The organism is Streptomyces sp. SS8, from assembly GCF_054072955.1.
This window is the reverse complement of sequence record NZ_JBSVCZ010000018.1, coordinates 78631-103504: the sequence shown is the minus strand read 5'-3', so window position 1 is coordinate 103504 and position 24874 is coordinate 78631. Positions and strand designations below refer to the sequence as shown.

Here is a 24874-nt window from a genome sequence, read left to right as displayed (position 1 = left end):
GGCGAAGGGGTGGCTCACCGAACGTCATTCACAACTGTGGAGACGGTAGGAGCTCTCCCAAGCATCGTCAAGTGTAGGGGAAAGCGCTTTCCCCGCTTTTCGTCAGGCGGTATTCCCGCGGCAGCGGGCAGCCTTGACCGCCGCGAACCGCTGCCCTACCGTAGCGATGTTCATGAATATGGACAGCAGTCTTGAATGTGTACGCCATCTGCCGCCTCGCGACACCCAGGGAGTGCCGTGACCACACCTGCTCTCAGCGCCCGGCTCGACGGCCTGCTCTTCTTCCCCGTCACCGCGTACGGCCCGGACGGCGCCCTCGACACCGACGCGTTCCGCACGCATGTGCGCGGTGGCATCGACGCCGGCGCCGCCGCCGTCTTCGCCTGCTGCGGCACCGGCGAGTTCCATGCCCTCACCCCCGAGGAGTTCGGCGCGTGCGTCCGCGCGGCGGTGGCGGAGGCGGCGGGGCGGGTGCCGGTGGTCGCGGGCACCGGTTACGGCACCGCCCTCGCCGTGCGGTACGCCCGCGCCGCCGAGGAGGCGGGCGCCGACGGGCTCCTCGCCATGCCCCCCTATCTGGTCGCACCCGGCCAGGAGGGGCTGCGGGCCCACTACACCGCCCTCGCCGACTCCACCGGGCTGGACGTCATCGTCTACCAGCGGGACAACGCCGTCCTCGCGCCGGCCACCGTGGCCGAGCTCGCCCGCCACCCGCGGATCGCGGGCCTGAAGGACGGGGTCGGCGACCTCGACCTGATGCAACGGATCGTCAGCGCGGTGCGGACCGCGGAGCCCGGCCGCGAGTTCCTGTACTTCAACGGGCTGCCCACCGCCGAACTCACCTGCCTCGCCTACCGGGGCATCGGGGTCGGTCTCTACTCCTCCGCCGCCTTCTGCTTCGCGCCGGAGGTCGCCGTCGCCTTCCACCGCGCCCTCGGCAAGGGCGACGACGCCACCGTGCGCCGGCTGATCGACGGCTTCTACCGCCCCCTGGCGGAGCTGCGCGACAAGGGGCGCGGTTACGCGGTCTCGCTGGTCAAGGCCGGGGTGCGCCTGCGTGGCCTGGACGTGGGCGGGGTGCGGCCGCCGCTGAGCGAGCCGGACGACGCGCACGTCGGGGAGCTGTCCGCCCTCATGGAGCACGGGCGCACCCTGCTGGCGTGAGCCGGGCCCGGAGAACCTGTCCGCGCGGAGGCCCTGCCCGCGCGGACAGCCCCGGCAGCGGTTCGGGGGCGCATCAAAATCCACATTCGTGAACGCCACTCCGGACATTCACCCGCCCCACCTCTCTCGCCTTTCCGTCTGTTCGCATGTATTGACGCCCCATGAGGGCGCTTCTACTGTGACGGCACGCATTCATAGAGTTGACAGTTGTTCATATCTATGAACCAAAGGAGCCGTCATGGCCGCACTGGACTGGACCGTGCTGGGCGCGTACTTCCTCGTGATGGTGGGCATCGGCCTCTGGTCGAAGAAGCGCATCCACACCATCGCCGACTTCTTCACGGCCCGCGGCCGCATCCCGTGGTGGCTCTCCGGGATATCGCACCACATGTCCGGCTACAGCGCGATCATGTTCGTGACCTTCGCCGCGGTCGCGTACGACCACGGCGTCACCGTCTACTTCTGGTGGCCCCTCACCATCGGGCTCGGCATCGGCGTCGGCGCCTTCCTCTTCGCCGCGCGCTGGAACCGGCTGCGTGCCAGACACGGCGTCAACTCGCCACTCGCCTACCTGGCCGTCCGCTACGACCTGCCCACCCAGCAGGTCCTCGCCTACAGCGGCACCGCGCTCAAGGTGGTGGACATCGCCGCGAAGTGGGTCGCCATCGCCCTGCTGCTCCAGGGGTTCGCGGACATCCCGCTGGTGTGGGGCATCGCCCTGACCGGCGCCTGCACCATGCTCTACATGGCCTTCGGCGGTCTGTGGGCCGACGTCCTCACCGACTTCGGCCAGTTCGTCATCCAGGCCGTCGCCGGGTTCGCGATGCTCTTCGCCCTCTTCGCCCACCTCGACGGGGTGGCCACGCTCTGGACGATGTGGGACGACCTCCCGGCCGACCGCGGCGACCCGGTCAGCGGCCCCGTCACCACCGGGTTGATCATGGCGTTCCTGCTGGTGAAGACCTTCGAGTACAACGGCGGGATGTGGAACCTGGCGCAGCGCTACATGGCCGCGCCCTCGGGTTCCCGGGCCAGGAGGTCGGCGCTGCTCTCCAGCTTCCTGTGGATCGTGTGGCCGTTCATCCTCTTCGTTCCGATGATCGCCGCCCCTCTCGTCGTCCCCGGGCTGGACGACGGCGAGAGGTCGTACATCATGCTCGCCCAGGAACTGCTGCCCGCCGGCCTCATCGGGCTGCTCCTGGCCGGCTTCTTCTCCCACACCATGGCCATGGTGGCCTCCGACTCCAACGTCATCACCGCCGTCATCACCCGCGACCTCGCCCCGGTGATCGTCCCTCGCGTGCGGCGTCTGACGGAGGCCGGGCAGTTGATGTTCGCGCGGGTCACCACCGTCGCCTTCGTCACGTTCAGCATGACCCTCGCCCTCCTCGCCGACCCGGACGGCTTCATCATGACGGTCGTGGTGAGCATCGTCGCGGCCACCATGGGGCCGATCTCCATTCCGCTGATGCTGGGCCTGCTGCCCTGGTTCCGGCGCCACGGACCGCGCGCGGCGCTCACCTCCTGGGCGGGCGGCCTGGCGGTCTGGGCGTATCTGTACTGGGGAGTGGACGACGCGAGCCAGACCGTGAGCGTCGGCCTGCCGGTCCTCACCTCGCTGACGCTGTACATCGTCGTCGGGCTGGTGCGGCCCGAGGGCAGCACGGCGCGCGACGTGCTGCTCGACTCCCTCGACAGCGACCCGTCGGAGGCGGAGAGGGCCGAGGTGGAGCGCAGGTTCGCCGAGCACCCGCCCTCCTTCGACGGCGACGCCGTGTCGGGCACGGTCACCCGCTGAGCGGAAAACGCCCCGGGCGTACACCGCGTCCGGGCGCCGTCACGTCCGGGGACAGCCGCCCGCGCGGCGCGGTTCCCGGTGTTCCGGAGACGGGACTCCCGCCGGACGCCGCGCGGAGATATCGTAAATACCAGGCAAACCGGACGGGGGAAACAATCCAACCCATGGACGGTAGGTGTCTGCGATGCTCCAGGGACTCGCGGCGGCGGGGATCGTGCTGCTCTGCGTCTGCGCCGTCTACGTCGCACTGGCGGCCCGGGTGGTCAAACAGTACGAGCGCGGAGTGGTCTTCCGGCTCGGACGGGTCATGAAGGACGTACGGCCACCGGGCTTCACCATGATCATTCCGTTCGTCGACCGGATGCGCAAGGTCAACCTGCAGATCGTGACCCTCCCGGTGCCCGCACAGGAGGGAATCAGCAGGGACAACGTGACCGTCCGGGTCGACGCCGTCGTCTACTTCAAGGTCGTCGACCCCGTCGACGCGGTCGTCCGGGTGGAGGACTACCGCTTCGCGGTCTCCCAGATGGCCCAGACCTCGCTGCGCTCCATCATCGGCAAGAGCGATCTGGACGATCTGCTGTCCAACCGGGAGAAGCTGAACCAGGGCCTGGAGCTGATGATCGACAGTCCGGCCGTGGGCTGGGGCGTCCACGTCGACCGGGTCGAGATCAAGGACGTCTCCCTGCCGGAGACGATGAAGCGGTCGATGGCCCGCCAGGCGGAGGCCGCCCGCGACCGGCGGGCCCGCGTCATCAACGCCGACGCGGAGTTCCAGGCCTCGAAGAAGCTGGCGGAGGCCGCGCAGCAGATGGCCGACACGCCGTCCGCGCTGCAGTTGCGGCTTCTGCAGACGGTGGTGGCGGTCGCGGCCGAGAAGAACTCCACCCTGGTCCTGCCCTTCCCCGTCGAACTGCTGCGGTTCCTGGAGAGGGCCCAGCAGGCTCCCCAGCCGGGCGCGGCGCCCTCCGCACAGGCCCCGTCCACACAGATCCCGTACGCGGCGGCCTCCTCCGCGCGGACGCCGGCGGACTCCGGGAACGACGGGCAGCGGGCCAGGGAAGTGTGACGCGTGCGCGGCTCGGGCACATCCCGGGCCGCCGGGCGTCGCGTACCTGCGCGGCCGCAATCACCGCGGCCGCTCTCCCCCTCGGACGGACCCGGAAGGAGGGCCCACCCGAAACTGTCGGCCAAAGACGACCACACCGCTCTGCGACCGGGGCAGATGTTCGGACAGAACGGCCTCGTTCACCGAACCGCAGGTCACGGCCTCCCCCGTCGGATGACACCGCCTCATCTGTTCGCATGCCGGACACGTTCTCGCAGGAGACCGGAAGACCCTCGGCCGCCCCCGCGCCACTTTGGGCAACCGAACCATCGCCGAAGGTGACCGGAAGTGATTCATCCGATGTGCGTTCGCCCTTCGCTCCAGCAAGACTCCTGTTCGGAATCCGATGAACCGAACCGAGGAGTGTTCGAAATGCGGTACGCCATCAAGGCCCTGGGAGTGAGCACCGCCCTGGCCGTCACCTGCCTTGCGGGCTCGGCCGCCACCGCGGCCGCCTCGCCCGCGCAGCCCGAAGGGCTGTACACGCCCTCGGCCCTGGTGCTCACCGTCGGCAAGGGAGAGGACCCGGCGACGGCCACCGTGCTGCGGGCCGCCACGCTGAACTGCTCGCCGGCGCCGGGCGGCACCCACCCGGGGCCGGCCGAGGCGTGCGGCGAGTTGCGTTCCGCGGACGGCGAGTTCGCCTCGCTGGTCGAGCCCGGGGACCGGATGTGCCCGATGGTCTGGGATCCGGTCACCGTGACCGCCGACGGGGTCTGGGAGGGCCGCAGGGTCTCGTACGCGCACACCTTCTCCAACGCCTGCGTCATGGCGGACACCGCCCCCGCGCTCTTCTCCTTCTGAGCCGGCAGGCGGTCCCGCCCGGATTCCCGGCCCAGACCCCGGCCCGGAGTCCTGCCGCGTGCCCGAGGACGCCGTGGGGCCGTCGCCGTACGGACGGCGGCGGCCCCACGGCGGTGGAGGGAGCCGGCGGCGGGCCCGTCAGGGAGCGAGGTCGCGCAGGCGGGCGGTCTCCGCGCGGATCTCCGGCAGCCTGTCGTACAGCGCCTGGCCGGGGCAGTCGGTCTGGTGGCTGTCGCGGTGGCCCGCGATGACGTCGAACGTCGCCGCCTCGCCCTTGTCGTAGCGGCTCTCGTCGTTCGTCGAGACCAGCCGCACCCGGCCCTGCGGGTCCGCTCCGGGCCGCAGTTTCCACGCCGCGACCTCGGCGATCGCGTCGATCACCGCACGCGGCACCTCCTGCCCCGCACCGAAGGTGCCCAGCGCCGCCACACCGACGCTGTTGCGGTTGAAGCCCTTGGTGTGCGCGCCGTACACCGGGCGCCCGATGCCGCCGCCCCGCCCCTCGTAGATGGTCCCGCACTTGTCCACGACGAAGTTGTAGCCGATGTCGTCCCACCCCTGGCCCTCGACGTGGTCCGTCTCCAGCCCCCGCAGCATCTCCGGGACGTCCGAGCAGTCGTAGCCGTTGGGGTGGCCGGTGTGGTGGACGAAGACGGCGCTCACCGGGCCCGTGTAGCTGGCCTTCTCCCTGACCAGGCTCTCGTCGGCGCGCCAGGCCTTCCGGCTGACGACCGGAGGCCGTGGCGCGGTGTAGGCGGTGGCGGGGCCGGCGGTCTCCGGCCCCGGGGGATCGAGGAGATGGGCGGGAACGTCCCGCGCCACCAGCAGTGCCAGCGGCAGAAGGGCGGCGCCCAGCACGAGTCGTGGGTACCACATGCCCCCACCCTGCCCCGGCTCGCCGCGGATCTCGCGGCCGGCAGGGCCGGTCGGGTGAGGGCGGGCGACCGCCCGGAAAGGTGTTTACGCAGCTCAGGTGTGAGATGAGGGAGTGGAGTCGAAACGGGCCCGCCCGTGCGGCCGAACGCGCGCTTCCCGGCCGGGGCGGCGGCGTGCCGCCCCGGCCGGGAAGCCGCTCGGGGCTCTGCGGAACCGGTTTCCCGACCGCTCAGCGGGAGGCCATGTCCTCGCGCAGCGCGGCGAGGATCCTGGCCGCCTCCTCCAGGCCCGCCCCGGCGCAGCGGCGGACCGCCTCCTCCAGGCGGGCCACGGCGTCCTTCGGCCGTTCCAGCCCGTTGCCCTCGACCAGGGCGGCCAGCCGTGCCGTCTCCGCCCGGCCCGCCTCCCCGTCCGGGCCGCCCTCCGCCAGACGCGAGTCGGCCCGGTCCGCCTCGGCCAGCGCCTCCTCGAAGCGCTCGGCGCGGGCCAGACAGCGGGCGCGGCACAGGTGGTTGTGACCGGCGTGGTACCAGTGGGGGAACTCCTCCGGGTCCTCTGGGACCTCGGCCAGCAGTTCGTCGGCGGTGGCCAGGTGACCGAGAGCCGCCTGGAGGGCCGTCCGAAGTTCCTCCTCCTCGCCGCGCGTGGCGAGGTCGGCGAACTCCCGGAGCATCTCCAGGACCGGTACCGGGCTCGGCGCCCGGCGGTGGGAGGCCAGAGCGCGTTCGCGCGCGGCCGCGGCCGCCTGGGGGCGGCCGGCCCGGGCCAGCGCCGCGGCCGCCTGGGAGGCGACCATGGTGTGGGTGAACTGCTCCTCCCACCCGGCCACCGTGTCGGCCAGGCTCAAGAACTCCTCGGCCGCCGCACGGTGCTCCTCCAGGTCCGTCAGGCCCCGGGCGAGGGTGAGGCGGATCTGGGCGAGCAGCCGCTCGTCGAGCGGACCGCCTGATTCCGCGGCGCCCTCGCGGGCCACGGACTCCAGCACCGCGACGGCGTCCTCCGGCTGCCCGGAGGCGGCCAGGGCGTCGGCGAGTTCCAGACGGCACTGGGCGGCGCCGTTGTGGTCCCCCTCCCTCTCCATCCGGGCGGCGGCCTCGGACAGGTGGCGGACGGCCCCGGGGAGCTCACCGGCGTGCCGGCAGGCGTGGCCGAGCATCGCGTGGACGGCCGTGGCCGGGAAGGAGCGGTCGTCGTACCGCGTGGCCCGGGCCATGGCCTGCCGGAACACCTCGGCCGCCTCCCCCGGCCGGCCGGTGCGCATCAGGATCTGGCCCAGCAGCAGCATGCCGCGGGTCGCCCGCCACGGGGTGCCGGTCTCCTCCAGGATCTCCTGGGAGCGCCGCTGCCGTTCGACGGCCTCCTCGATGCGCCCGGTGCGGGCGGCGATGTCGGCTTCGTAGAGGTGGGCGGCGGCCCTCTGGTGGGGGACCTCCCAGCGTGCGGCCGCCGTGTGCAGCGCCGCGACCGCCTCCTGGAAGCGCGCGGCGGTCTCCGGGCCGGCGTCCGGCAGCGCGTCGATCATCTCGGTGTGCGCGGCGAAGGCCCGGCAGTGGAGCACGACGAGGTACTTGTCCGGCCGGAAGTCCGCGTCCGGCTCCCGGTCCCCTCCGGGGAGCATCCGTTCGGCGAGTTCCAGCAGGGGCTCCAGTTCCCGCCGTACCGCGAGGTGCTCGGCGGGCTTGTCGGCGGCCTCGTCGGCGGATCCCTCACCGTGCTCACCGTGCCCCTTCCCGGCCCCGGGCCGGCAGGCCACGCGAGCCCGGGCGGCCAGTTCGTGCCAGGGCAGGCCGGCCCGGGCGTAGAGTTCGGCCGCCTCGGCCATCGCGGCCCGGCCGTTCCCGCCCCCCTCGTCCTCGGCGAACGCGCGCTGCTCGGCCAGCTCGGCCAGGAGCAGGTCCCGGTGGCCGAGCGCGGGGTCGTGGACGTATCCGTCGGCGGCCACGCGCTCCGCGACGCGCTCCCACAGCGGCGTGTCACCGGGGTGCCCCTGATCGGCCAGCCGCCGTGCCTTGGCGACCAGTTCGGCGAAGTCCTCGGGGACAGCCACCCGGTGTGCGGCGGCGGGCGCGGGCGCGGGCTCCGTGGCGGCCCCTCCGCCCTTCGGGCCGGTCAGCGGGGAGACGCGCAGCCCCAGCGCGAGGGGCTCGTCCAGCAGGGGGCGCCGCTCCAGGCGCTCACGGCGGCGCCCACCGACCGCCGCCGTGCCGTTGCGCCGGTCGAACGCGGCGGCCAGCCCGTCCGCCTCCGTCCCGATCTCCTCGTTCAGCGTCCGCGCCGTCCACTGCCGCCCGGGCGGCCCGGCGACGGGTGTGTCGGCGTACCCCTGCTCCACGAGGCGGCCGAGCAGCACCTGGACACCGGTGAGGAAGGCCAGCCGCGCCTTGGGGGCGCCGGTGGCCTCGAACAGGTGGCGGTTCTCGGCGAGGATCTCCAGTCCGCGACCCTCGTTGCGGGTCAGGGCGCAGAACTCCAGGTGGAGGCCGATCTCCTCGGCCATCCCCGTCCTGCCGCGAGCGTAGCGGTATCCGGCCAGATGGTGCGAGCGGGCCTCGTCCGCGCGGCCGGTGCGCAGCAGCGGGAGCAGCGCGAAGGCATGGCTGACGTACGGCTCCTCCTGGCAGCTCACGGTCCCGGCGAACAGCGGTGCCCAGATCCGCAGGGCCCGCTCGTCCTCCCCGAGAGCGACGTGGTGCAGCGCCCGGTGGCGTATCTCGCACGCCTCGCAGTCGCTCAGCGGCTCCCGGGGGCGGGTCACCCACAGGTCGTAGGCGGACTCCAGGCCGCTGCCGGTGTGCAGCGCGACGCGGTGTGCCATGGCCGCCACCGGCTGCATGCCGTGGCCGGCCTCGCGGTAGCGTTCGCGCATCCGGCCGATCCACTGCTCGATGGTGGCCAGCGGTACGTCCGGCACCTCCAGCAACGAGGTCGTCACCCACTTGAAGCGCCAGTAGACCTGGTGGCCCTCCCACTCGTTGAAGGCGCCGCGGTCCTCGTCCCACAGCTGGAGCAGCCGGGCGAAGACCACCGGCGACTTGCGGTGCTCGCCGGTGTACTCGTAGGCCTCCATCAGCTCCAGCAGCGCGGTGACGAGGAGGCCCTTGTCCTCGAACTGCCCGGCGGCCTCGGCCAGTTCCTCGGCCCGCACCGTCCTGGGCAGGCCGTAGGGGCGTCCGTCGTTCTCCCGCAGCGCGTCGAGCACGGCCTCCGGGGTCTCCAGCATCACGGCTCCTTCCGGGAGGCCGGGCCGCCAGGGGTGTCGGCCCGGTCGTGCATGGCGTGGTCGAGCAGGCCGAGGAAGGCCCGGTTGAGCAGCGCGCTCTCGGCGGCGCGCAGCGGACGGCGGCTGAGCAACAGCGCCTGCCCGTACAGTGCCTCGGCCGTGGCGGTGGCCAGTCCGCGTTCGGTGATCGTCGCCGCGCGGCGGACCAGCGGGTTGAGGTGGTTGAGGACCAGTTGGGCGCGGGGGGCCTCGGTGCGCAGGGAGCCGAGGATGTCGGCCCACAGCCCGTCGCCGGTGCCGGCCAGTTCGGAGCGGGTGCGCTCGTGCCGGGCCTCCCGGTTGTCCAGCAGGAGGGCGGGGGCGGTCACCGGCTGGAAGCTGCGCAGCACCACGTCGCAGTCGTGGACGCCGATCACCTCGCGGGCCACGGCCAGGAAGGAGGCGGCGGCCAGTTCGGCGGCGGGCTCCACCGCGTCCAGGTGGGCGGTGACGGTGGCCGGGTCCAGGTCGCCGACGGTGGTGCCGGAGCGTATCTCCGGCAGCCGGTGCACCAGGTCCCGGTCGTAGGTGTAGCCGCCGTTGACGACTCCGAGGCCGGCCGCCGCGGCGATCGGCGCGACCTGCCGGAACTCCTCCACGCTCCGGGTGACCAGGATCGTGGGGTGGCTGCGGGCGAACTCGTCCAGGGTGACGTTGCCGTCGGTCGTCTCGAAGGGAAGCCAGGGCAGCAGCATCCGCAGCAGCGCGTCGTCGTGGCGGGCCAGCGCCTTGACGGCCAGGTGGTGGGTCTCGATGAAGCGGTGCAGGAGGGTGGGGTCGCCGGCGGCCAGGCCGGTGAGCCAGTCGCGCAGCCGGTCGCCGAGCGCCTCGCGCACGGCGTCGAGCGTCTCGTCCTCGTACAGCGACTCGCGGGAGGCGGTGGGCCGCAGACCGGTGGTGTCCACCACGCAGCGCACGAAGAACGCCCAGTCGGGCAGGAGTTCGGACGCCTGGTCCGACAGGAGCATGCCCTTGAGGTGCACCCGGTGGCCGGCTCGCTGGGAGGGGCTGACGGCGGTCGGCAGGACGTAGGCGACGCCGCGCAGCCCGACGACGGGCAGATCCAGTTCGACGGTGTCCAGCGGGGTGAAGCCGAAGGTGGAGCGGCAGTGCTCGGCCAGCGCCTCGCGGCGGGCCTGCGGTGAGGCGTGGCGCTCCTGCCACGGCGGGGTCCGGTCGATGCGGGTGGTCGTGCCGCGGGCGTCGGTCACGGTGACCTCGTGCCGCAGCAGGCCGCCGTAGTGCCGGGCCAGCTCCAGGACCCGGTCGGGGCGTGTCCACTCGGTACCGTCCGCGCGGGGGGTGAGCCGTACCGTGGTGCCCGGCTCCGGCCTGGTGTGCGGGGGCAGGGTGCGGATGGTGTAGCTGCCGTCGGCGCGACCGCGCCATTCGACGACCGGTGCGTCGGGGGCGGCCGCCGAGCGGCTGACCACGGTGATCTCGTCGGCCACCACGAAGCAGGCGAGCAGTCCGATGCCGAACTGGCCGATGAACTCCGAGCGGGCCGAGGCGATGGCCGTTCCGTCGAGGCCTCCGTCGGCGGAGCGCTTGGAGCTGCGGCCGATCGTCGCGAGGAAGGTGTGGACGTCCTTCTCGGACAGGCCGACTCCGGTGTCCGTGACGGTGAGCGTCTCACCGGTCTCCACGGTGATCCGGGCAGGGGCGTCCGGGGACAGGGCCTGGCGGGCGGTGATGGCGTCCACCGCGTTCTGCAGCAGCTCGCGCAGGTAGACGCGGGGGCTGGAGTAGAGGTGGTGGGAGAGCAGGTCGACCAGGCCGCGCAGGTCGACCTGGAAGGTGTGGGACGTCTGAGGCTGGGACACCGGGTGGGCTTTCTTCCGTGGGTGGCGGGAGGGGCCGTGGAGTCGGCGGGGCGGTGGGGTGGCGCGGTCAGCGGCCGGCGCGCGAGCGCCACTTGCGGAACGCCGCGACCGGATCGCCGGAGTCGAGGTACTGCCAGGGGAACTCGGTGACCCGTCCCTCCAGCGGCGCGAAGGCGGCAGCCGCGGCCTCCCGTTCACCGGCCAGCGACAGGGCCATGGCGAAGGTGTTGTGCACGCCGATCCAGTCGCGCGGACGTCCGAAGGCCGGGTCCCCGATGGATCGGTGGGCGGCCTCCAGCAGCCGGGCGCGTACGTCGGGGCGGCCGATGTACTCCGCGTCCTCCCCCGGCTCCAGGTCCAGCCAGTGCTCCAGGTGGGCGAGGGCCACCAGTTCGCCCAGCGGGCTGCCCTCGGGGGCCGAGAGCATCGACTCGCGCGCGAACTCGTGCATCTCCTCGTGCGAGCCGCCCCACTTGGCGCACACCTGCTGCAGGTGCTGCCGGTGCGCGCCCGGGTGCCCGGGGCAGCGGCGCACCGCCGCCTCGAAGCGGAGCCGGGCGATCTGGGGTCCGACCTGGAGGCCGCGGCCGGAGACCTGGAGCATGAACCAGGGGGCGACCCACTCCGGCTCGCGCTCGGCCACCCGGTACAGCAGGTCCTCGGCGGCCTCCAGACGCTGGTGGAAGACCCGGAACTGCTCGCGGGAGACCTGGGAGGCCCGCGCGCCGGTACGGGCCTCCCAGGCCCAGTCGATGTGGTGCGCGCCGGCCATGAGCAGGGCCAGGGTCCCGTCCGGCTCGCGGTCCATGACACGGCCCATCAGCTCGGTGGTGCCCGGCGCGCTGGAGGCGTGCCACACCAGCCAGCACAGCTCCTCCCCGTCGGTCACGGCCGCCAGCCGTTCGCGCACCGCGGGCCAGTCCCCCGCTCCGACCGCCTCCCACAGCCGGGCCAGCTCCGGATCGCCGAAGTCGGTGACCAGCCGCGCCGCCGGTCTGCGCTTCCACAGCCCGGACGGGAACACCGGCCGGCGCCGTCCGCCCGCCGACTGCTCCTCGGCCGCGGAGTGCCCGCTGATGGTCGTCATGTGCATCCCCCCGTGAAGCCCCCGCCGGGGCCGCTGATGATCGTCTGGAGAACGAATATCATGCGGCACCGACAATGCTTCGGCCAGGGGTTTCCGCCGGTGACCGACTGTGACCGGCGACGGCGGCCGCTCCGTTCGGCGGGCCGGGCGCGGCTGCGCGACCGGTCAGCGGGAGGGCTCCGCCCCGCTTGCCGCGGTCCGGTCCAGCGGACCCCACCTCCCCCGCTGCCGGGCCACCTCCTCCTCCGCCTCGAGGATCACCCGCGCGTCGACCCGGGCGATCGGCTCAACATCCCTGACCAGCGGCTCGTTGTCGGGCCCGCGTCCGACCTCACGGCCGCGCAGCACCCAGGGCCGCACCCCGGGGCCCTTCGAGCGGCGCAGATGGCAGTAGTCGTACAGGCGCCGGGCGACCCACAGCCGGACCGGCCTGCCCGCCCACCACGGCTCGACGTCCAGCGCGTTGACGGACAGCCCCGGCAGCGGGACGCCGGTCAGGTCGTCCGTGCTGGCCGTCCGCCCCAGATCGGTCCAGGGACCGCGGGACCAGCGGACGTACAGCCGCCCGCCGCTCTCGACCAGACGGACCAGCTCGTCGAGGGAGGTGACCGCAGGCGGTTCGGAGGGGAAGGTCATACGGTGCTCGCTCCTTGGGTGTCGCCTGCCGCCCGGCCTCCGCCGGGCCCGCCGGAACGGACCCTCCTGCCGAGGGGTGGGGGCGCCGGAACGGCACACGACCGCGTGCCCCCGCACCGGGCCGGGAAACCCGGTCGGCCCCGGTGACCTGCGGGGATCGGCTCGGCCGGGCCGCGCCCGGTCTGCGCGGCCCGGCGCCTGCCCGGCGGAGAACGAGATGTTTCCCCCATTTGCCAGCGGTTAGGCGATATAGGGCAAGACGGCACGACACCACCGCGAGGAGGCCGTTATGGGCAAGCTGGGCGACATGGCGAACAAGGCCAAGAAGATGGCCAAGCGCCACCCCGACCAGGCGGACAAGGGCGTCGACCGCGCCGAGCGGACGATCGACGAGCGTACCGGCGGCAAGTACGACACGCAGACGGACAAGGCCGCCGACTCCATGCGCCGCTCCTACGGCAACGACGAGGACCATCTGCGGTAGGGCGGGCCGAGGCAGGACTCTTGTACGGGCGGCGGGGCCGTCGGCGCTTTGAATGAGCCGACGGCCCCGTTTCCCTCGTCTCCCCGACCTCAGTCCCCGGTGACGTCCCGGCGTTGGAAGGCCGCGACACCCGCCAGTACGGCCGACAGCCCGAGGCCGGTCATGACCGCCGCGGGCAGTGGCTCGAACGGCTCGACGGGCACGGTGGCCAGGTGGTGGAACGGCGACAGGTCCAGTACCGCCTCCGGCCAGTCCAGCGCCGTCCCGATCGTCTCCACCAGGTAGGCGGCGACCGCGACGGCCACCGGCAGACCCACGGTGAGCCGGGGCGCGATGCCGTACACCAGTACGGCCAGGCCGGTCAGGAGCACCACCACGGGCAGGGTGTTCAGCACCGATCCGAACGCACCGGCCGCCTCCACGTCGGCCCCGCCGGCCACCGAGCCGGCCCACACGGCCAGTGCCGCGACGGCCGCGATCAGCAGGGAGGCGGCCAGGGCGAGCAGGATGTGGCCGCCCAGCCAGCGGCGCCGGGAGACCGGCCTGGTGAGGGTGGACTCCAGCCGCCCGGCGGCCTCCTCGGCGCGCGCCGCGCCGATCCGCCAGCAGGCGTGGAGGCAGAGCAGCAGACCGAACAGCAGACCCATGGTGCCCAGGTAGCCCTCGGTGACCCGCCGCAGGTCCCACCCGAGCCGCTGGAGCATCTCCCGGTAGGACGCCTGCTCGGCCACGAAGTCCGCGACCGCCCTGGCCACCGATCCGGTCACCAGGGCGTAGAGGGTGACGCCCGTCAGCCAGCCCGCCAGCATGCCCTGCGTTCCGCGCCAGGCGAACGCCGTCGGGCCGCCCAGCAGCCCGAGCCGGGCGCGGCGGCTGTCGGAGCCGGCGATCAGGGCGCCGCCGGTGTCGCGCAGTGCGCGCAGCCGCACGGCGGCGGCGCCCAGGAGCACCGGCGCCGCCAGCAGCAGGAGCAGGGCCGCCCATCGGGGGTCGCGGTAGGCGTGGAGCTCGTCCATCCAGCCGAACGGGGTCAGCCAGCGCAGCCAGCCGCGGGAGTCGCTGCTGTTGGCGGCCATCCTGAGCAGGAAGGACGCGCCGAGGACCGCGGCCGCGGTGCCGGTGGCCCGGCGGCGCACCTCGAAGAGCTGCGCGGTGACGGCACAGACCCCGGCGAACGTGGCCGCGAAGCCCGCGACACCCAGCCCGAACAGCGCCGAGCCCGCCGCGGCGGCACCCGACAGTGCCAGCGCCGCCGCGATCGCGGCGCCGATCACGGTGATCGCGGCGGCGACGACCAGCAGGTTCGCCAGCAGGGCGCGGCCCGCCCGCACCGGCGCCGCCAGTACGGACTCGGCCCGGCCCGTCTCCTCCTCCGCGCGCAGCAGCCGTCCGGTGGTCAGCAGCGCCCAGATCCCGGCGATCGCGGCCAGGATCCAGCCGGCGTCCCAGGCGGCGAAGCCGCCGGGGGTGTCGACGGCGTGCGGGACGCCCTGGAGCATCCGCACGGCCGGGTTGTCCTGGAAGGTGGAGATGGTGCGGCGCGACGCGGCGTCGGGGTAGGCGGCGAGGTAGGTGAGGACCTCGACGACCGCGTAGAGGGCGGTCGACAGGGCCAGCACCAGGGTGCCCCGGCGGATCAGCCGGGCCGCCAGCCGGGCGATCGCAGCCTCCGTGCGGTGCCGGCGCGCCGGGCGGGCGGCCCGGGGTACGGGTACGGCCCTGGCCATCGTCACCGCCTCCTGGCACGGGTCCCGGGGCCCGGTGTGCCCTGCGGATCCGGCGAGCCCCGCCCTTCCCGGGCGCCGGGTCCGGCCACGCCCGGCGGGGCGCCGCGCGCGGCGGCGACGGCCCCGCGCTGCCCGGAGGTGGCCTCGTAGTAGGTCAGGAAGATCTCCTCCAGGCTCGGTTCCCGGCTGCGGAGCCTGACCAGCCCGGCCGAGGCCAGCCGGGAGAGCGCGGCCGACGGCGGCCCGGCGACGGACACCCGCAGGCCCCGGTCGATCCGCTCGACGGCGACCACTCCCGGCACTCCGTCCAGCCGGGGCGCGGGACCGTCCAGGACCGCCTCGAACACCGTGGTGTTCAGCTTGCGCAGATCCTCCAGCGCCGCGACCTCCACCAGCCGCCCCGCGCGCAGGATCGCCACGCGGTGGCAGATGTCCTCCACCTGGTCCAGCAGGTGCGAGGAGAGGAAGACCGTCTGGCCGCGGTCGGCGGCCTCCCGGGCCAGCGCCTGGAACTCCGCCTCCATCAGGGGGTCGAGACCGCTGGTCGGCTCGTCCAGCAGCAGCACGTCGGGCCGGGTCATGAAGGCCGCGGTCAGCGCGATCTTCTGCCGGTTGCCCTTGGAGTACGAGCGGGCCCGCACGCCCGGGTCGACCCTCAGCCGTTCGATGAGTTCGTCCCGGAAGGCCTCGTCGGCGCCGCCGGACAGGTTGGCCAGGTGGGTGAGGATCTCCATACCGGTCAGCTGCGGCCACAGGGAGACGTCGCCCGAGACGTAGGAGACGTGCCGGTGGGCGCGCTCGACGTCCTCGACCGGCACCCCCATGATCCGCGCCGTCCCGGCGGTCGGGCGGACGAGGTGGAGCAGCAGGCGGATCGTGGTGGACTTGCCCGCCCCGTTGGGGCCCAGGAAGCCGAAGATCTCGCCCTGTTCCACCCGGAGGTCAAGGCCCTCCAGGGCGGTCACCGTACCGAAGTGCTTCGTCAGCCCCTCGGTGTGTATGGCCGGAACGCGCATACCGCACCTCCGAGGTCCGGAAGGACACCTCCCACGCTACAGATCTCCTCGGCCGGAGGCAGGCGCGGAAGCCGGGACGGAGGACCCCGGCGGCCCCGCGACGGTGGTGACCACCCGCACCAGGGCGGGCGTGCGGGGCGCGGAGCCGAACCCGAACCGCACCGGCGGATCGACCGGCGCGAGCGGTCCCAGGTCCCGTCCCTCCCAGGAGGCCTCGGCCGTGGTGATCCCGCGCAGGTCCCGTACGCCGTACCACTCCCGGTATCCGCCGCCCGCGCTGCCCCTGGCCCGCACCCCGGGCATCAGCCGGGCGGGGACGTCGGTGAGCGCGACCCAGGCGGGCCGGGCGGCGAGCGGCGCGGGCACACACCGCAGCAGCAGTCCGAGCCCGCCCCGGCGGCCGGTGGTGAAGCGCATCCGCAGCGGTCCGGCCGTGACGTGCCAGTGCCGTCCGGCCGCGTCCACCGTCACCGGGACGACCAGCACCCGGTCGAAGCGGTAGACCGCGGCGACGAAGTCCGCGACCGGCCGGGACGGGGCCAGCAGCAGCCGCTGCCCGTCGGCCCGCTCCAGCATCACGTCGCCGAACGGACCGAACGGCGACCGGGGCCAGTACCCGAGGACGATCCGCGTCCCCGAGGACGTCCCCACACCGGCGATCCACCCGTAAAACCGCTGGGCGTTCCGCACCATGGGCACCCCTTCCGGCGAGAGGGGCGCTCCCGGCCGGATCGCCCCGCAAGGTCCAGGATGCCCGCACGGGCGCAGATGCCCGCACCCGCGCCCGTGCGGTGGCCCACCGCCCGGCGCCCGGGCCCGCGCCGGGCGGCTCCTCAGCCCGGCGCCTGTGCGCGCTCGTCGATCAGGCCCTGCTCGTACAGATCGGCCCACAGTCCCTCGGGCACACCCGCTCCGAACGCCTCGATGTCGCTTCGCACCTCCCCGGCCGAGCGCATGCCGAGCACGATGCCCGCGACGACGGGGTGGCGCAGCGGGAACGCCATCGCCGCCCGCGGAAGCGTCACTTCGTGCGCCTCGCAGACGTCGGCGATGCGGTGCGCCCGCCGCAGCGCCTCCGGCGAGGCCTGCGCGTACTCGTACCGCGCACCGGCGGCCGGGCGGGGCTCGGCGAGGATCCCGGAGTTGAACACCGCGGCCGCCAGTACGGAGACGCCGCGTGCGGCGCACGCGGGCAGCAGGTCGTCCAGGGCGCTGTGGTCCAGCAGGGTGTAGCGGCCGGCCAGCATGACCACGTCGACGTCGGTCTCCTCCACGAGCCGGGTCAGCATGCCGGTGTGGTGCATCCCCGCGCCGATGGCGCCCACCACACCCTGGGAGCGCAGTTCGGCGAGCGCCGGGTATCCGTGGCGCAGCGCGTCCTCGAAGCACTCCTCCGCGTCGTGGAGGAAGAGCACGTCGACGCGGTCGGTCCCCATGCGGGCGAGCGAGTCCTCGACGCTGCGCAGCACTCCCTCGCGGGAGAAGTCCCTCACCCGGCGGTGTGTGGCGGGCACCTGGAAGCTCTCGTCCGTGCGGCCCTCCGCCTCCTGCGGGACCAGGATCCTGCCGACCTTGGTCGACAGCGTGTACTCCGCCCGGGGCCTGCTCCGCAGGAAGCCGCCGACGCGGCGCTCGGAGTGCCCGATGCCGTAGTGCGGGGCGGTGTCGAAGTAACGGATGCCGCCCTCCCAGGCCGCCGCGAGCGCCCCGGCCGCGGTGTCGTCGTCCAGCGGCTCGAAGAGTCCGCCGAGCGGTCCGCCGCCGAAGCCCAGCTCCGTGACCTCGACCGTGCTGCGCCCCAGCCGGTTCGTTCTCATCCCGCCGTCTCCTCCTCCTGCGTCACTGCGCCACTGCGTCGCGCCGCCGCGGCCCCCGGATACGGGAGCCCCTCACGGAGGTGAACCGTCCCCACGACTCCCGGAGGTCAACCGCGCGGTCGCGGATCCCGTGCGGTACGCCGCGGTACACCGGTGCCCCGGCGGCGGTCCGGGTTCCCCGGCGCGCCGCCGCCGTGTGCCAACATGTCCTCCACCGAAGCCCCGCTCACGGACGGCACACCGAGGTGACCACACCGATGACGACACCGGACGGCGCCCCGCGGCGGGCGGTCCTCGGCACCTGGCCGACGCCGCTCGAACCCGCGCCGCGCCTGGCCCTCGCCCTCGGGCTGGAGGCGGAGGACCTGTGGATCAAGCGGGACGACCTCACCGGCCTCGGTGGCGGCGGCAACAAGGTGCGCAAGCTGGAGTGGCTGTGCGGGGCGGCCCTGGCCGAGCGCGCCACCGTCCTGGTCACCACCGGCGCGCCGCAGAGCAACCACGCCCGGCTGACGGCGGCCGCGGCCGCCCGGCTCGGCCTGGGGGCCGTGCTGGTGCTCGCCGGCCGTCCGGGGGCGTCCTCCTCCGGGAACCTCGCGCTCGACGGGCTCCTCGGCGCCCGGGTGGTGTGGGCCGGTGACACCGGCGTGGCAGCGCTCGAGTCCGTCGCACACGAGATCGCCGAGAGGCTGAGCCGGCAGGGCGCCGTTCCGTCGCTCCTGCCCTTCGGGGGCTCCGGTGTGCTCGGCGCCCGGGGCTACGCCGAGTGCGGACGCGAACTCCTCGTCCAGGCTCCCGGCCTGGACACGGTGGTCACCGCCGTCGGCTCCGGGGGGACCATGGCGGGGCTCGTCGGCGAGTTGGGCGCGCGCCGGGTCCTGGGCGTCCACGTCGGCGCCGTGTCCGCCCCCGCCGTCACCGTCTCCCGCCTGGCGTCCGGCCTGACCGGCGCGTACTGCCCGCCGGAGTCGCTGCGGCTGCGTATGGATCAAGTGGGGGCCGGCTACGGCACGCTGACGGAACCGGCCCGGTCCGCGCTTCTCCTCGCCGCGCGCACCGAGGGGCTCGTGCTCGACCCCGTCTACACCGGCCGCGCCCTGGCCGGTCTGGCGGCGGCCGTCGCGGACGGCACGGTCCGGCCCGGGCAGCGCACGGTCCTGCTGCACTCCGGTGGCCTGCCCGGTCTCTTCGGCCACGCGCCGGCGCTGGCCGCCGCCGAGTCCGGGCTGACCGCCGAGGACGGGGGCGAGGACACGGACGAGGGCGGCGCCGGGCTCTGATCCTCCGTCCCGTCCCTCGGCGGCATCTCCCCGGGGATGTGTGCTTTGATCAACAGACCTGCTGCCAGGGCGAGTTCGAGCGCGTAGTTTGACGGGAGCACTCGCGCAGGACCTCAGGAGGGGGCTCCCATGGCAGATGGAACGACCACGTCCGAGCAGGTTTCGGCCCGGATCGACACCACCATTCCGCACTCGGCCCGGATGTGGGACTACTGGCTGGGCGGCAAGAACTACTACGAGGTGGACAAGGCCGCGGGCGACCAGGTCCGCAGCATCCACCCGGGCATCCTGGACTACGCCCGGGCCGACCGGGCGTTCCTGGGCCGCGCGGTGACCCATCTGGCCGGCGAGGCGGGCGTCCGGCAGTTCCTGGACATCGGCACCGGTCTGCCGACCAGTGAGAACACCCATGAGGTCGCCCAGCGCATCGCGCCGGACGCCCGGATCGTCTACACCGACAACGACCCCATCGTGCTGGCGCACGCCCGGGCCCTGCTGACCTCCACCCCCGAGGGCGTCACCGACTACCTCGACGCCGATCTGCACGACCCCGACGCCATCCTGGCCGAGGCGGCCAGGACCCTGGACCTCACCGAGCCGGTCGCGGTCATGCTGCTGGGCATCGTGATGTTCGTCGAGGAGACCGACCGGGCCCGCGCGATCGTGAGGCGGCTCATGGACGCGGTCCCCCCGGGCAGCCATCTGGTGCTGTCGCACACCATCACCGCTCCCGGGCTGGACGACGTGGACGCGGCGGTCGAGTACTGGAACAGCGTCGGCACTCCGAAGCTCCACCAGCGCACGCCCGAGGAGGTGGCGCGGTTCTTCGACGGGCTGGAGCTGCTGGAGCCGGGCGTGGTGTCGTGCTCGCGGTGGCGGCCGGAGCCCTCGCCGTCCGGTGAACTCCCCGACGAGGTGGCCTTCTACTGCGGCGTGGCCCGCAAGCCCTGACGGGCTCCCGGCGCAGCCGCCCCCGGGCCGCCACCGGGCAGCAGCTCGCCAGCTGCCCGGTGGCGGCCCGGTGAAGACGCCCGCGGGGACGGCGGCGGGGCTTGCGGGTACGGGGCGGGCGGGAAGGTGACTTTTCGCTTTTCGTGTTTCGGTGTCCGGTTCACAGGTGACGAGTGTGCCGTTGCCCGTCTGCCCCACACGGAGGAGCGAACATGGAACAGCAGCACCCCGTTCCCGGCCGCCCCGGTCCCGAGCCGCCCTCGCTCGAGGAGCCGACCGAGCCCCGGGGGCCGCTGCCTCCCAAGCCCGACCAGAGCGGCCCCGCCACCGTCAGCCCCACCGGGCAGCCCACCGGCGCGGACCGGGCGGTGATGGCGCAGGGCGGGGAGTACCTCACCACCGCGCAGGGGCACCGGCTGCCGGACACCGACCACTCGCTGAAGGTGGGCGCCCGCGGGCCGGTGCTGCTGCGGGACCATCATCTGCGGGAGAAGATCACCCACTTCGACCACGAGCGCATCCCCGAGCGCGTGGTGCACGCACGCGGCGCCGCCGCCCACGGCGTGTTCCGGGGGTACGGCACGGCGGCGAGCGTGACCAGGGCCGCCTTCCTGGGCGAGGACGTCGAGACCCCGGTCTTCGTCCGCTTCTCCACGGTGCTCGGTTCCCGGGGGTCCGCGGACACCGTCCGGGACACCCGGGGGTTCGCGGTGAAGTTCTACACCGGTGAGGGCGTCTTCGACCTGGTGGGGAACAACATCCCGGTCTTCTTCATCCAGGACGCCATCAAGTTCCCCGACGTCATCCACGCGGGCAAGCCGCACCCGGACCGGGAGATCCCGCAGGCGCAGAGCGCGCACGACACCTTCTGGGACTTCGTCTCCCTGCACACCGAGGCCACCCACCACACGCTGTGGAACATGTCCGACCGGGGCATCCCGCGCTCGTACCGGATGATGGAGGGCTTCGGCGTCCACACCTTCCGGCTGGTGAACGCCGACGGCGGAACGACGCTTGCGAAGTTCCACTGGAAGCCGAAGCTCGGCGTGCACTCCCAGGTGTGGGAGGAGGCCCAGATCACGGGCGGCGCCGACCCCGACTTCCACCGGCGCGACCTCGCCGACGCGATCGAGGCGGGCGCCCACCCGCAGTGGGAGCTGGGCATCCAGACGTTCCCCGACACGCCCGAGCAGACCTTCGAGGGCATCGACCTGCTGGACCCGACCAAGATCGTCCCCGAGGAACTGGCCCCGGTGCAGCCGATCGGGCTGCTGACACTCGACCGCAATCCGAGCAACTTCTTCGCCGAGACCGAGCAGGTCGCCTTCCATCCGGGCCATCTGGTGCCGGGCATCGACGTCACCGACGACCCGCTGCTGGCCGGGCGGCTGTTCTCCTACATCGACACCCAGATCACCCGGCTGGGCGGCCCCAACTTCGCCCAGCTGCCGATCAACCGTCCGCACGCCCCGGTCAACGACATGCTGCGGGACGGCATGCACCAGACCGCCGTGCACCGGGGTACGGCCCCCTACCGGCCCAACTCCCTGGACGGGGGCTGCCCGTTCACCGCGGGAGCCGAGGCGGGCGCGTACGTCGAGGTGCCCGTGGAGGTGCCGGCCGGCCGGAAGGTGCGGGAGGCCCCGGCCTCCTTCTCCGACCATTTCAGCCAGCCGCGGCAGTTCTGGCTCAGCCTGTCGCCGGTCGAGCAGGAGCACGTGATCTCCGCCTACACCTTCGAGCTGAGCCGGTGCTACGAGAACGCGGTCAAGGAGCGGGTGCTGCGCACGCTCGCCAACATCGACCCCCGGCTGTGCCGGGAGGTCGCCGAGGGGCTCGGGCTGCCGGCCCCCGAGCCGTCGGAGCCCCTGGCCGATGTCGCGCCCAGCCCGGCGCTCTCCCAGGTGGGGCGGGAGTGGCCCGTGGCCGGACGGGTCGTGGGGATCGTCACCGACGGCGGCGACCTGGAATCCGTGCGCGCGGTCCGGCAGGCGGTGTTCGACCAGGGCATGGTGCCGCTGGTGGTCGCGCCCACCGGCGGTGCGCTGGGCGCGGACACCGGTGACCCCGTCACCGTCCAGCGGACCTTCGCGGCCGCCCGCTCCATCGAGTTCGACGCACTGCTCCTGGCCGGCGCGCCCGCTCCGGCCGCCGACGCCCACGGGGCCCGGGACGCCAAGGCCGGCGGCGACCGGAGCGGGGACTCCGGCCCGGCGGTCGACCCCCGGGTGGTGCTGCTGGCCGGCGAGGCGTACCGGCACTCCAAGGCCCTCGGCGGCTGGGCGGGCGCCGAGCGGGTCTGGCGGGCGGCGGGCATCGCCTCCGACGCGCCCGGTGTGGTCGGCGGCGGCGACGGCCGGGACGTCCTGCCCGAGGTCGTCCGGCTGCTGGCCCGCCACCGGGTCTGGGAGCGCTTCCCCTCGGCCCTCTGACGACCGTCGCCCTCCGCGGGGCCCGGCTTCCGACCGGGCCCCGCGCGCCTGGGAGTCCGGTTTCCCGCCCGGCGGTCCTCCGGCCCCGCGCGGCGCTCGTCGGGGGAACGTGCGCCCCCTGCCGAGCTGCCGCTCCGGCGGCCGGTCGCGGCGGCAGGTCACGGGCTTCCCGTGCAGGTCTCCGCCGGCGGTTCGGTGAAGGCCCCGGCCGCGGCGGCGACGGCGGCGGCGCGGGCCGCCCGGCCGGGCAGCCGGGGATCGGGCGGGGTCCGCAGAAGGACCAGTTGGTGGTAGAGCGGCGCGGTGGCGGCGACGAGCAGTGCGCGGGCGTCGGTGCCGGCCGGCGCCTCCCCGCGCCGCACCGCGCGCCGGACGACCGTCTCGCAGCGCGCGTACCGGTCCTCCCAGAACCGCCGCAGGGCGTCGGCCGCCTCCGTGGAACGGAACGAGGCCGCGATCAGGGCGGTGGTGACGGACGGCCGTTCGGTCAGGGCGGCGTGCACCTCCTGGTTCAGCGCCGTCAGATCCCCTACCAGGCCGCCGGTGTCCCGGGGCCGCCACTCGTCGTCCCCCGCCGCGTCGAGGACGTCGGCGAGCAGACCGCCGACGTCCCGCCACCGCCGGTAGACCGTGGTGCGGTGCACGCCCGCGCGGGCGGCCACGGCATCGACGGTGAGCTCGTCGTAGCCGCACTCCACCAATTGGGCGCGGACGGCTTCGAGGACCCGCTCCCGGACACGGGCGCTGCGGCCTCCCGGGCGGCGGGCCGGGACGGGTGCGGTGGGGACCGGGCCGGGTATTCCGATTGCCTCCTCGGACGGTGCCATGGCACCATTCTAACGCAACTGTTGTCGCGTTAAGGAGTCGTCGATGCTCTTCCGAAGTGTTCCCCCGGCCCCGCGGCCCCTGTCGGCCGCACCGTCCGCGAACGCTTCGGAGTGCCCGCATGCCCACACAGATCACCGTCCGCGCCGTCACCAGGTCCTACGGCGGGCGGATCGTCCTCGACTCGGTCACCTGCTCGCTCGCCGCGGGTGAGCGCACCGGGATCGTCGGCGAGAACGGTTCCGGCAAGACCACCCTGCTGCGCCTGCTGGCCGGCCGTGAGCAGCCCGACCAGGGGGATGTCGTCCTCCATGCCGAGGGCGGTGTCGGCCACCTGGCCCAGGACGAACGGCTGCCGGCGCGTCTGACCGTCCAGGACGTCCTCGACCGCGCCCTGCACGAACTGCGTGCGATCGAGGAGCGGTTGCGCCGTCTGGAGGCCGCGATGGCCGACGGCGACGAGTCGCCTCTGACCGAGTACGGGGAGCTGCTGACGGTCTACGAACTGCGCGACGGCTACGGCGCCGACGCCCGGCTGGAGCGCGCCCTGCACGGTCTGGGTCTGGGGCGGCTGCGCCGCGACCGCCCGGTGGGCGGCCTCTCCGGCGGCGAGCAGGCCAGACTGCGGCTGGCGGCCGTCCTCACCTCGGCACCCGAGGTACTGCTGCTGGACGAGCCGACCAACCACCTCGACGACGGCGCCCTGGCCTGGCTGGAGGAGCATCTGCGCGCCCGGCGCGGTACGACCGTGGCGGTCTCCCACGACCGGGTCTTCCTCGAGCGCGTCGCCACAACCCTGCTGGAGGTGGACGCCGACCGCCGCGCGGTGGTCCGCCACGGTGACGGCTACTCCGGCTATCTCGCCGAGAAGGCGGCGGCCCGGCAGCGCTGGGCCCAGGCACACGCCCGGTGGCGGGCCGACGTCGACCGGCTCCGCGAGACCGCCGCCACCACCGCCCGCCGGGTGGCTCCCGGCCGGGCCATGAAAGACGGCAACAAGATGGCCTACGACCGGGCTGCGGGCCGTGTGCAGCAGTCCGTCGCCGGCCGGGTGCGCAGCGCGGAGGAGCGGCTGCGCCGCCTGCTGGCCGCCCCGGTGCCGCCCCCGCCCGAGCCGCTGCGGTTCACCGCCGCGCCGTGTACCGGCCGCCCGCGGGGAGAGTCCCCCTCCCCGGAACTCCCGGGCCGGGCCGCCCCGCAAGGTGCCGTGCTCGAAGCCGACGGCATCACCGTCACCGGCCGGCTCGGCCGCACCGCCCTGAGCCTCGCACCGGGCGAGCGGCTGCTGATCACGGGGCCGAACGGGGCGGGCAAGTCCACCCTGCTGCGCGTCCTGGCCGGTGAACTGCCGCCGGACGCCGGGCGAGTGACCCGTCGCGGCCGGGTCGGCCACCTCCCCCAGGAACCGGCGCCCGGGCGGCCGGGCGAGACCCTGCTGGACGCGTTCGCCCGCGGCCGGCCGGGAACGGCCGACGAGCACACCGAACGGCTGCTCTCCCTCGGCCTGTTCGCACCCGACCTGCTTCCCGTCCCGGTGACGGGCCTGTCCACGGGCCAGCGGCAGCGCCTCGCCCTGGCGCGGCTGGTCACCGAACCGGCCGACGTACTGCTGCTGGACGAGCCGACCAACCACCTCTCCCCCGCTCTCGTCGAGGAGTTGGAGGTCGCTCTGGCGGGTTTCGGCGGCGCGCTCGTCGTCGTCAGCCACGACCGTCTGCTGCGGCGGCGGTGGCGGGGCCGGCACCTCGAGCTGCGGGCGGCCCCGCCACCGCCGCCGTGAACTGATC

The 24874-nt window shown here is 73.9% G+C and carries 19 protein-coding genes; 9 read left to right on the top strand and 10 right to left on the bottom strand.

From position 1 onward, the window contains the following. Positions 1-195: 195 nt before the first annotated feature. The 4 genes from ACW69E_RS18345 (at position 196) to ACW69E_RS18330 (ending at position 4874) form a co-directional block, all read left to right on the top strand. A complete protein-coding gene (locus tag ACW69E_RS18345; protein WP_457499333.1) occupies positions 196-1164 on the top strand; it encodes a 5-dehydro-4-deoxyglucarate dehydratase in 969 nt (322 codons plus the stop codon). 238 nt (positions 1165-1402) lie between these two features. After that, positions 1403-2962 (top strand): sodium:solute symporter family protein, encoded by a 1560-nt coding sequence (locus ACW69E_RS18340; protein WP_457499332.1) that lies wholly within the window; start codon positions 1403-1405, stop codon positions 2960-2962. 184 nt (positions 2963-3146) lie between these two features. Further along, positions 3147-4031, top strand: a complete 885-nt coding sequence (locus tag ACW69E_RS18335; protein ID WP_457499331.1) for a slipin family protein — start codon at positions 3147-3149, stop codon at positions 4029-4031. A 411-nt stretch (positions 4032-4442) separates the two neighbouring features. Then, positions 4443-4874: a subtilase-type protease inhibitor gene (locus tag ACW69E_RS18330; RefSeq protein WP_457499330.1), complete on the top strand. Its 432-nt coding sequence runs from the start codon at positions 4443-4445 to the stop codon at positions 4872-4874. 138 nt (positions 4875-5012) lie between these two features. On the opposite strand, the gene ACW69E_RS18325 is transcribed toward ACW69E_RS18330, so the two are convergent. The 5 genes from ACW69E_RS18325 to ACW69E_RS18305 all read right to left on the bottom strand — a co-directional run bounded on the left by ACW69E_RS18325 (position 5013) and on the right by ACW69E_RS18305 (position 12555). Then, entirely contained in the window at positions 5013-5750 is a 738-nt protein-coding gene (locus tag ACW69E_RS18325) for a peptidoglycan recognition protein family protein (RefSeq protein WP_457499329.1), read from the bottom strand. 229 nt (positions 5751-5979) lie between these two features. Continuing rightward, positions 5980-8970, bottom strand: a complete 2991-nt coding sequence (locus ACW69E_RS18320; RefSeq protein WP_457499328.1) for a tetratricopeptide repeat protein — start codon at positions 8968-8970, stop codon at positions 5980-5982. Further along, the gene (locus ACW69E_RS18315; protein ID WP_457499327.1) at positions 8970-10832 is read right to left on the bottom strand and encodes an HSP90 family protein; all 1863 of its coding nucleotides are present in this window, start codon (positions 10830-10832) and stop codon (positions 8970-8972) included. The genes ACW69E_RS18320 and ACW69E_RS18315 overlap by 1 nt, the downstream gene beginning before the upstream one ends. Before the next feature lie 67 nt (positions 10833-10899). Next, positions 10900-11919 carry a hypothetical protein gene (locus ACW69E_RS18310; protein ID WP_457499326.1) on the bottom strand — a complete coding sequence of 340 codons (1020 nt, stop codon included), beginning with the start codon at positions 11917-11919 and terminating at the stop codon, positions 10900-10902. Positions 11920-12084: 165 nt separating this feature from the next. After that, a complete protein-coding gene (locus ACW69E_RS18305) occupies positions 12085-12555 on the bottom strand; it encodes a DUF6098 family protein (protein ID WP_457499325.1) in 471 nt (156 codons plus the stop codon). Between the two features lie 289 nt (positions 12556-12844). Between ACW69E_RS18305 and ACW69E_RS18300 the strand changes: the two genes are divergently transcribed. After that, the gene (locus tag ACW69E_RS18300; RefSeq protein ID WP_457499324.1) at positions 12845-13039 is read left to right on the top strand and encodes an antitoxin; all 195 of its coding nucleotides are present in this window, start codon (positions 12845-12847) and stop codon (positions 13037-13039) included. A gap of 89 nt (positions 13040-13128) precedes the next feature. Here the strand turns inward: ACW69E_RS18300 and ACW69E_RS18295 are convergent, their stop codons facing one another. The 4 genes from ACW69E_RS18295 to ACW69E_RS18280 form a co-directional block, all read right to left on the bottom strand. Next, complete coding sequence (locus tag ACW69E_RS18295; protein WP_457499323.1) at positions 13129-14766, bottom strand: hypothetical protein; 1638 nt, start codon at positions 14764-14766, stop codon at positions 13129-13131. Between the two features lie 2 nt (positions 14767-14768). Then, complete coding sequence (locus tag ACW69E_RS18290; protein WP_457499322.1) at positions 14769-15782, bottom strand: ABC transporter ATP-binding protein; 1014 nt, start codon at positions 15780-15782, stop codon at positions 14769-14771. A 36-nt stretch (positions 15783-15818) separates the two neighbouring features. Next, positions 15819-16475: a hypothetical protein gene (locus tag ACW69E_RS18285; protein WP_457499321.1), complete on the bottom strand. Its 657-nt coding sequence runs from the start codon at positions 16473-16475 to the stop codon at positions 15819-15821. A 140-nt stretch (positions 16476-16615) separates the two neighbouring features. Then, entirely contained in the window at positions 16616-17599 is a 984-nt protein-coding gene (locus tag ACW69E_RS18280; RefSeq protein WP_457499320.1) for an aldo/keto reductase, read from the bottom strand. Between the two features lie 257 nt (positions 17600-17856). Here ACW69E_RS18280 and ACW69E_RS18275 point away from each other — a divergent pair, with 257 nt between their 5' ends. The 3 genes from ACW69E_RS18275 (at position 17857) to ACW69E_RS18265 (ending at position 22262) form a co-directional block, all read left to right on the top strand. Continuing rightward, complete coding sequence (locus ACW69E_RS18275; protein WP_457499319.1) at positions 17857-18879, top strand: pyridoxal-phosphate dependent enzyme; 1023 nt, start codon at positions 17857-17859, stop codon at positions 18877-18879. 129 nt (positions 18880-19008) lie between these two features. Next, positions 19009-19830, top strand: a complete 822-nt coding sequence (locus ACW69E_RS18270; RefSeq protein ID WP_457499318.1) for an SAM-dependent methyltransferase — start codon at positions 19009-19011, stop codon at positions 19828-19830. A gap of 212 nt (positions 19831-20042) precedes the next feature. Beyond that, entirely contained in the window at positions 20043-22262 is a 2220-nt protein-coding gene (locus ACW69E_RS18265) for a catalase (protein WP_457499317.1), read from the top strand. Positions 22263-22420: 158 nt separating this feature from the next. Here ACW69E_RS18265 and ACW69E_RS18260 read toward each other — a convergent pair whose 3' ends face one another. Next, positions 22421-23089, bottom strand: coding sequence for a TetR/AcrR family transcriptional regulator (locus ACW69E_RS18260; protein WP_457499316.1), 669 nt, complete (start codon positions 23087-23089; stop codon positions 22421-22423). Positions 23090-23208: 119 nt separating this feature from the next. Here ACW69E_RS18260 and abc-f point away from each other — a divergent pair, with 119 nt between their 5' ends. Then, positions 23209-24867: a ribosomal protection-like ABC-F family protein gene (abc-f, locus tag ACW69E_RS18255; RefSeq protein WP_457499315.1), complete on the top strand. Its 1659-nt coding sequence runs from the start codon at positions 23209-23211 to the stop codon at positions 24865-24867. Positions 24868-24874: the final 7 nt, after the last annotated feature.

Bases quoted from the DNA above. Each gene is read 5' to 3' on its own strand.
- ACW69E_RS18345 (WP_457499333.1), top strand. From the start codon at position 196: ATGTGTACGCCATCTGCCGCCTCGCGACACCCAGGGAGTGCCGTGACC.
- ACW69E_RS18340 (WP_457499332.1), top strand. From the start codon at position 1,403: ATGGCCGCACTGGACTGGACCGTGCTGGGCGCGTACTTCCTCGTGATG.
- ACW69E_RS18335 (WP_457499331.1), top strand. From the start codon at position 3,147: ATGCTCCAGGGACTCGCGGCGGCGGGGATCGTGCTGCTCTGCGTCTGC.
- ACW69E_RS18330 (WP_457499330.1), top strand. From the start codon at position 4,443: ATGCGGTACGCCATCAAGGCCCTGGGAGTGAGCACCGCCCTGGCCGTC.
- ACW69E_RS18325 (WP_457499329.1), bottom strand. From the start codon at position 5,750: ATGTGGTACCCACGACTCGTGCTGGGCGCCGCCCTTCTGCCGCTGGCA.
- ACW69E_RS18320 (WP_457499328.1), bottom strand. From the start codon at position 8,970: ATGCTGGAGACCCCGGAGGCCGTGCTCGACGCGCTGCGGGAGAACGAC.
- ACW69E_RS18310 (WP_457499326.1), bottom strand. From the start codon at position 11,919: ATGACGACCATCAGCGGGCACTCCGCGGCCGAGGAGCAGTCGGCGGGC.
- ACW69E_RS18305 (WP_457499325.1), bottom strand. From the start codon at position 12,555: ATGACCTTCCCCTCCGAACCGCCTGCGGTCACCTCCCTCGACGAGCTG.
- ACW69E_RS18300 (WP_457499324.1), top strand. From the start codon at position 12,845: ATGGGCAAGCTGGGCGACATGGCGAACAAGGCCAAGAAGATGGCCAAG.
- ACW69E_RS18295 (WP_457499323.1), bottom strand. From the start codon at position 14,766: ATGGCCAGGGCCGTACCCGTACCCCGGGCCGCCCGCCCGGCGCGCCGG.
- ACW69E_RS18290 (WP_457499322.1), bottom strand. From the start codon at position 15,782: ATGCGCGTTCCGGCCATACACACCGAGGGGCTGACGAAGCACTTCGGT.
- ACW69E_RS18285 (WP_457499321.1), bottom strand. From the start codon at position 16,475: ATGGTGCGGAACGCCCAGCGGTTTTACGGGTGGATCGCCGGTGTGGGG.
- ACW69E_RS18280 (WP_457499320.1), bottom strand. From the start codon at position 17,599: ATGAGAACGAACCGGCTGGGGCGCAGCACGGTCGAGGTCACGGAGCTG.
- ACW69E_RS18275 (WP_457499319.1), top strand. From the start codon at position 17,857: ATGACGACACCGGACGGCGCCCCGCGGCGGGCGGTCCTCGGCACCTGG.
- ACW69E_RS18270 (WP_457499318.1), top strand. From the start codon at position 19,009: ATGGCAGATGGAACGACCACGTCCGAGCAGGTTTCGGCCCGGATCGAC.
- ACW69E_RS18265 (WP_457499317.1), top strand. From the start codon at position 20,043: ATGGAACAGCAGCACCCCGTTCCCGGCCGCCCCGGTCCCGAGCCGCCC.
- ACW69E_RS18260 (WP_457499316.1), bottom strand. From the start codon at position 23,089: ATGGCACCGTCCGAGGAGGCAATCGGAATACCCGGCCCGGTCCCCACC.
- abc-f (WP_457499315.1), top strand. From the start codon at position 23,209: ATGCCCACACAGATCACCGTCCGCGCCGTCACCAGGTCCTACGGCGGG.